This is a genomic window from Albidovulum sp. (assembly GCF_049646345.1).
Taxonomy (GTDB): domain Bacteria; phylum Pseudomonadota; class Alphaproteobacteria; order Rhodobacterales; family Rhodobacteraceae; genus Albidovulum.
On the sequence record NZ_JBARVQ010000107.1, the window covers coordinates 1 to 7,290 of the forward strand.

The 7,290-nt window shown below is 59.4% G+C and carries 6 protein-coding genes; 3 read left to right on the top strand and 3 right to left on the bottom strand.

From position 1 onward, the window contains the following. Positions 1-988 (bottom strand): O-acetylhomoserine aminocarboxypropyltransferase/cysteine synthase family protein (locus WBB85_RS02730; RefSeq protein WP_432637090.1); only part of this gene is annotated, 988 nt, incomplete at its 3' end. A 470-nt stretch (positions 989-1,458) separates the two neighbouring features. Here WBB85_RS02730 and WBB85_RS02735 point away from each other — a divergent pair. Continuing rightward, positions 1,459-2,433 carry a Gfo/Idh/MocA family protein gene (locus WBB85_RS02735; RefSeq protein WP_432637095.1) on the top strand — a complete coding sequence of 325 codons (975 nt, stop codon included), beginning with the start codon at positions 1,459-1,461 and terminating at the stop codon, positions 2,431-2,433. 178 nt (positions 2,434-2,611) lie between these two features. Further along, a complete protein-coding gene (locus WBB85_RS02740; RefSeq protein WP_432637091.1) occupies positions 2,612-3,061 on the top strand; it encodes a host attachment protein in 450 nt (149 codons plus the stop codon). Between the two features lie 25 nt (positions 3,062-3,086). Here the strand turns inward: WBB85_RS02740 and WBB85_RS02745 are convergent, their stop codons facing one another. After that, positions 3,087-4,088, bottom strand: a complete 1,002-nt coding sequence (locus WBB85_RS02745) for a hypothetical protein (RefSeq protein ID WP_432637092.1) — start codon at positions 4,086-4,088, stop codon at positions 3,087-3,089. 88 nt (positions 4,089-4,176) lie between these two features. After that, positions 4,177-4,398 (bottom strand): hypothetical protein, encoded by a 222-nt coding sequence (locus WBB85_RS02750; protein WP_432637093.1) that lies wholly within the window; start codon positions 4,396-4,398, stop codon positions 4,177-4,179. 841 nt (positions 4,399-5,239) lie between these two features. On the opposite strand from WBB85_RS02750, the gene WBB85_RS02755 reads away from it, so the two are divergent. Continuing rightward, positions 5,240-6,976, top strand: coding sequence for an NAD(P)/FAD-dependent oxidoreductase (locus WBB85_RS02755; RefSeq protein ID WP_432637094.1), 1,737 nt, complete (start codon positions 5,240-5,242; stop codon positions 6,974-6,976). Positions 6,977-7,290 lie beyond the last annotated feature (314 nt).

Genomic DNA, 7,290 nt, shown 5'->3' on the forward strand with positions numbered 1-7,290 from the left:
GGTCCGCATAGGGCGAGGAGGCGAGGCCGGCATAGGTCACGTAATCGACGCGGGCATCCTTCTCCAACCACTCGGCGACCTTCCTGGCGTTTGCCACATGCCGCTTCATCCGCAGGGACAGCGTTTCAATCCCCATCAGCGTGTAATGCGCGGCCTGTGGGTTCATCGTCATGCCAAGATCGCGCAAGCCTATGGCGATGGAGTGGAAGGTGAAGGCCAGGGGCCCGAAGGTTTCGTGGAATTTCAGCCCGTGATAGGCGGGTTCGGGGGCCGAGAGCGAGGGGAACTTGTCCGAGGCGGACCAGTCGAACTTGCCTGAATCCACGATGCAGCCGCCGGTGACGGTGCCATTTCCGGTCAGGTATTTCGTGGTCGAATGCACGACCAGCGTCGCCCCCATTTCAATCGGGCGGCAGAGGAATGGCGTGGCCGAGGTGTTGTCGACGATCAGGGGCAGTCCCGCCTTGTCGGCGACACCGGCCACAGCCGGAATGTCGGTGACATAGCCGCCGGGATTGGCGATGGATTCGCAGAAGACTGCGCGGGTATTGTCGTCGATGGCGGCCTCGATCGCCGAAAGATCGTCAAAATCGACGAATTTCGCCGACCAGCCGAAGCGTTTGATCGTCTGGCTGAACTGGGTCAAGGTGCCGCCATAAAGCCTGGTCGAGACCACGACATTGCAGCCCGGACCCATCAGCGGGAAAAGCGCCATGATCTGCGCGGCATGCCCGGATGAACAGCAGACCCCGCCCTGACCGCCTTCCAGCGTCGCGATCCGCTCGCCAAGGGCGGCGACCGTGGGGTTGGTCAGGCGCGAATAGATGTAGCCCACTTCCTGAAGGTTGAAGAGCGCGGCTGCATGATCCGCGTCGCGGAAGACATAGGCAGTCGTCTGGTAAATCGGCACCTGCCGCGCGCCGGTCGCGGGGTCGGGGCGGGCGCCCGCATGGATTTGCAGCGTGTCGAAACCGTAGGTATTGGTCATTTCCGTCTCCCTGGCAGATTTGCGGGCGACGTTAGGGCAAGGTCAGGAGAGGTACAACACTTCGCGGATGTATCCTTAGCTGCGGCCTTCTTAGGTGGAGGTTATCGGTCTGGGCCTGCGCCGTGGCGTTTGCCTATGCCGATTGTGTGGTTTCGGTAGGTGCCGACACCGTCGGAACCCGGTTCCACGGTGCAGGCGGTCAAAAGACCGGCAATGAAGGCGGTTATGGCTAAAAGGCTGACAGTATGCATCTTGATCTCCCATTCGCTGAGCCACTGTCCCTTGCCCATGGTAGGGGGCAGGCTTGTTCACTGGGAAATCACTTGCCGGACAGGGTCGCGTGACCCGCACATCACCAGCCCGCGATCCTGATCGCTGCGCGCCGAATGCTGCGTCGAACGTCGATCTGCCAGCTTGTCTCATCGCTCTGGCCGCGCGAGGATGGGCGGGTAACAGGCTTGGGGGTGGTGATGAAACCGGTCAGCTGGGGCGTTCTGGGCGCTGCGAAATTCGCGCGTGAGCACATGGCGCGGGCTATCCATGAGGCCGAGGACGCGCGGTTGCATTCGCTTGCCACATCCGACCCGACAAAGGCCGCGCCGTTTTCCGCCTTTTGTCCGGATCTGAAGATCCATGACACCTATGACGCGCTGCTGGCCGATCCGGCGGTGGAGGCGGTCTATATCCCGCTGCCCAACCATCTTCATGTGGAATGGACACTGAAAGCGCTTGAGGCAGGCAAGCATGTGCTGTGCGAAAAGCCCGCCGCGATGCGGGCCGATGAGATCGACACCCTGATCGCGGCGCGCGACCGGAGCGGGCTGATAGCCACCGAGGCCTACATGATCGTGCATCATCCGCAATGGCGGCGGGCACGCCAGTTGATTGCCGAGGGCGCCATCGGGCACATCCGGCATGCCGATGCCCATTTCAGCTATGACAACCACGCCGATCCCGGCAATATCCGCAACCGGCCCGACACGGGTGGCGGCTCCATCCCCGATATCGGGGTCTATGCTTACGGCTCGCTGCGCTGGGCGACCGGCGCGGAACCTGTGACGCTTGATGCCCGCATCACCCGCGAAAACGGGGTCGATGTCTTCGCGCAGGTGAGTGGCGTGATGGAGGGGCCGGGCGGGCGGTTCACCTTCCACGCCATGACCTCGATGCGGCTGTTCCCGCGACAGGAGGTGGTGTTTCAGGGCGACGAAGGTCTCATCCGCCTGACCGCCCCCTTCAATGCCGGGCTGTTCGGTGAGGCGCAGGTGCACATGTTCCGGCAGGGCAAGGCCGATCATGTCGAACGGTTTCCCGGCGCGCGGCAATATCGCAATCAGGTTGAGGCGTTCGGGCGGGCCGTCCGCGAGGGTGCCGCCTATCCCTGGAGCCTTGAGGACGCAAAGGGCACGCAGGCGATGATCGACCGGGTTCTTGCCGCCGGATAATGCGTTTCGCGTTAAACCTGAATCGCCTAACGCTGCCTGAAATCAAAGATTTCAACGCGTTAGGTGATGAGTAATGTTTCAAGCTAAACGCGAAACGCTGTTGGTCGGGTTGACGCATGTCATGGCGCCGACTGCGCCCGGGCCCCATATCAAAGGCAGACCATGAAGGAGGTTTGCCATGAAACCGATCCGCACGCTTGTCCTGATCGCCGACGACCAGACGGCGCGGTTCCTGATCAATGACGGCATCGGCAAGGGGCTGAAGGAGGTGGCCGGTCTCTCGGCGGCGCAATTCCTTGATGCCCAGATCGACTATGACGACCGGCCGGGACGGCAGACGGGCGGACCGGGCGGTGTGGCGCGGCATGGCTTCGATCCCGGAGAAAAGGCGGATGAGGCCGGCCGTTCCCGGTTCGCAGGCTATGTGGCCGAAGAGTTGGGCCGCGAATGGACGCGGATCAAACCCGACCGGCTGATCCTTGCGGCTGCACCAAAGATGCTGGGTGCATTGCGGTCCCGCCTGAACGGCGCACCGGCGGCAGCCCTGCACGGTGATCTGGCCAAGGATCTGGTGAAGGTCGCGGTACGCGATCTGCCGGGATACTTCGCCGATATTCAGCCGATGTGAGCCCGGGCCACCTTCTCTCGGCGGCTCAGCGCAGCCAGAGTTTGGCCTGCTTGATCCTGTTGCGGATCGCCTGTTCCCTTCGGGGCAGGTCACCCCGGTCGAACATGTCGCGCACCTTGTGGCCCTTGCCCTGATAGACCAGCTTTTTCAGCGGCTCATAGGTCTTCAGCACCTTCTTGATCGGATTGGGGGCGATGGCGGCCTCCAGCATCCCGACCACCGCATCGGCTTCGCGAGCGTAAAGCAGGGGCAGCGTGCGGTAGTGGCAGGTTACATCGCCGTCGAGCCCGGCAAGCTCTGCGCCCGGACGGCCACCGCCGAAGGAATGGATAACAAGCGGCAGCGCCACCTGATCGAGCCAGGGATCGAGCGACTGGCAGACAAGCGCCTCGGGTGCGTCATCGCGGATCGCCAGGGCATAGTCGAGGAAGCGTTGGCCGAAGGCGCGGGGGCAGCTATGGAAAAACCAGCCCGCATTGAAGTAAAGGTACCGCTCCCAGTGTTCGTCGGGCTGGGTGAGGTCGAGCGAGCCCTCGAATTCCAGCCCGAACTTGTCATAGAGCGATTTCCACGTCGCCGCATAGCCCGGCCCGTACAGCTCGACTTCGGGCCATGTCCCCTCCCGCCGCATTGAGGCCGAGGGACGGTTGAAATCGAAGCCGACCGAGGTCAGCGGTCCGGTGAAAAGTGTGTCGGTGTCAAAAAAGACGAAGGGTTCGCCTTCGGGCAGGGCCAGAAGCCCTTCGATCTTGTTGCCGTAAGGATAGCTCTGGCCGAAATGCGGTGTCTCAAAGGGCAGGATCTCGGCCTCGAACCCGTCCAGGAGCGCGCGAATGTCGGCGGACATGCGCGGATCGCCCTGCCATTGGGGGCCGGGCTGCGGTTCGCCGACGATCAGGCGGCCGGGGAAGTTCGGATTGGCAGCGCGGAAAGTGGCGGCAAAGATGACGGCTTCATAGCCGAGCCGCCCGGACTGGCCGATGCAGAAGACATTGAAAATGCGCCCCGCCGCGTCTGTATCCGCCATGCCTGCTGACCGCTCCCGTAGATTGCCCCATGCCCCGGCCCCTTATAGGCGAGCCTCGTCGCGCGGGAAAGCCGTGGCCGAGCCGTGCCTATCCGCCGACATAGACGCCGTCTTTCGGCCGGTAGAAGATTTTCTGGTTGTGCAGCCGACCAAGCAGGTCCTGAACCTGCCGAAGCTGCACTGCCTTGTCTCCCTCACCCGTCTGGCCGACCATGTCGCGCGACAGTGCATCCCGAATCTGGCTCAGCGCCGTTTCGATCAGATCTATGTCGGGAACGGAAAGCTCGAACATGTCGTTGTACTGGGGCATCGCGGATCCTCCATTGGACTCTGACGGCTCCCTCACAGGCTGACACTGTCCGGGCTGCATATCCATAGGAAAAAGGTCGCGGTCGACGGGCTGGTTTGCGGTGTGAGGGGCGGTGCCGAAGGTGGATCGGCGGCTGGCGGCGGCGATTTTGGTGGTCTTGACGTTGGGTGCGATTGCAGGGCGGGGGGCATTTCAGCTTGCCAGCGCCGCATGTGACGTGGTCGTGCCGAGCCATCCGCTTGGTACACGGCGGTATGCAACCAAAAGGAGAATTTTTGCCGAGTGGCTGGCTCGACTTTGCCGACGCATTTCCGCTCGCGATGGCTGCTGTGTGCAGATCGCGGTGCAGTCGATCACTTGCAAAGCGGCAGATGTGTGCATTCTGTCATTTGACGCGTCCAGCATCTGGCCCCGGGGCGGGGGGCTGAGCGCACAATATCAATCGGAGTATTCTGAATGTCTTTGCACGGTGATCTTAAAATCATATATATAACAGTATGTTACATAACAATCTGGTTCCAGCCCAGGGCGGTTGACAGAATAGTGCATTCGTGGAATCCCCAGTCTGCCACTGCATTATGTCATGTGAAATGACTGTCTCTATTTAAGGCAGGCCAAGAGGTGTAATCAGCGCGTCCAGCGGGCCCAATCTGTCAAAAAACCCAACGCAGATACAGGCGGAAATCAGAGCCCGAAAGATTGGTTAAAATTTAGTGTTGACAGCAAATAACACGTTAGAGTTGTATTGGCGGGGGCTCCCAACAGAAGTGCGATTCACAGTGGTGTCGCAGAATTTTCATGACCGGTTCGCATTCGCGATTCCAAGGTAAGGAACATGATCATGACCAAGACAGATATCGGCTTGGATGACGTATTCGACGTCGTTGTTGTTGGGGCTGGCGCGATCGGGCTCACTTATGCCAACTGGCTGAAAAAGATGAAGCCGGACACCCGCATTCTGGTATTGGAAGCGCAGGCCGCGCCCAAATACAAGATCGGCGAAAGCACGTTGTCGTCCGCAATCAGGTGTCTGCATGATCTGGGATTTGCATATCCGGCAATGCGGCGCCTGTTCCACACCAAGGAAGGACTGTCATATTGGTGGACCGGTCCGGGCAGAAGTGAGATCAGCGATCATGTTGATGTGCTTGGTCTTGATGAGACTTTCCAGTTTGACCGCCGGGTTTTTGAAACCGCTTTCATCGAACTGTCCCGCCGGAACTCGGTTCCTGTTATTCAGGGGGCGCAGGTTCGTGTGCATGCAAGCGATCTCGACTCCGAGATTAAGACAATCGTCTACACGCATGATGGCGAAGCGAAACAGGTGCAGTCGAAGATGATCTGCGATGCCACTGGCCCGGCGCAATTGATCGCGCGTGCCAAGAAAGTCGAAGATCGGAAGCTGGATGATTTTAACACCAACTCGTACTACGGCTATTTCCGGGTGAAGAACCGGGAAATTGGCGTAAAGCACTGGAACCGGCCAATGACCCGCCACATCTGTTTTGAGGAAGGCTGGCTGTGGTTCATCAATATCGATTCCTGGGACAATACCGACGACGCAACATTGCAGAATGTCGTGAATGAACTGCTCGATACTGGTTCGGACAACGAGGCTGATTATCCCTCGCGCAAGGCTCTTATAGAAAAGCACAATGCCGACATTCACAGGACCGTCAGCATCGGCTTTGTGGTGCGCCGAGACCGGCTGCCGAATGAGCGCATGAATTCAGCCGAAGCATTCGCCTATTTCCGCGAAAAATATCCGGCAATTGATGACGTTCTCAGCAATTTTGAATTTATCGGCGATGCGAAAGATCCGTCTGCCTATGAACAGCGCAATAACGTCGCACGATGCCGCGAGCAGTTTGCCGGGTCGGGGTGGATCGCCGTCGGCGAGGCAGCGATGCTGGTGGACCCGTTCTTTTCGACCGGGATGAACTACGGCGTCGGCAATGCGTTCATGGCAGCACGCCAGACCGCGCGGGCGCTGGAACTGGGGCGGCACAACGACGCCACCGTCTTCAATGAATATCAGCGTTACTGCAGAACAATCTTCGATGCGCTCTACCGTGAGGTCGGCGTCTACTATCGCGCCTTCGCAAGAAAAGACACGTTTGAGAGCGTCCTGCTGTCAAAGATATCCTTCGCGCTGACCGAGATCGTCAACAAGGTGGGCTATACGATGGAGGATCTTTACGTATGGGATCTTCTCAATCCGACCTGGCTCAACCTTATTGACGAGGTGGGGCATATTCTGCGCAAAGCCGAGGCGCAGAACACGCCGGATGAAAAGGTGATCGCAGATGTGAAAAATGCCTGTGATACGCTGCAAAACATGCTCACAACCCATCCGAGTTTCCAACACATCAAATTCGCCGGGTACTTCAACGAATTCAACGCGCGGTTGGAACGTGACGCAATGCATGTGCGTGAGGAAACGGATATCAGCGTCTTTGCCTGCGACTCCTGCACCACCTGGTTTACGGTTGTCGGCGATGTTGCAAGCTGCCCACATTGCGCGCATCCGGTGAGCCATTCTGAGGGACACAAAGTGCCCAGGATGGAAGTCGCCTGAACAACGCGGCTAAACGGAACCCGGGTGCCGGTATCGGCGCCCGGGTTCCGATGGTGAACGGCTTCTGCTGCAATAGGATCTTCTGACAGCACGAATAAATGCCGGTCCGGCTGGACAAGGCAATCTTCAGGCTTGCAGCGCGCTCTGGATAGGGGGCGGGGCGGTACCAATTCCTATATTCGCAACGATCACGGCATCGAAGTTATTGAAATAAGGGGTTTCAGAATGGGCGGAATCAGAGTTCGCTTGATTGATTTTCAACGCGCGGGCAGAGGCCCGGACATGCGGAAAGAGGCTGTAGACCGATTATGTGT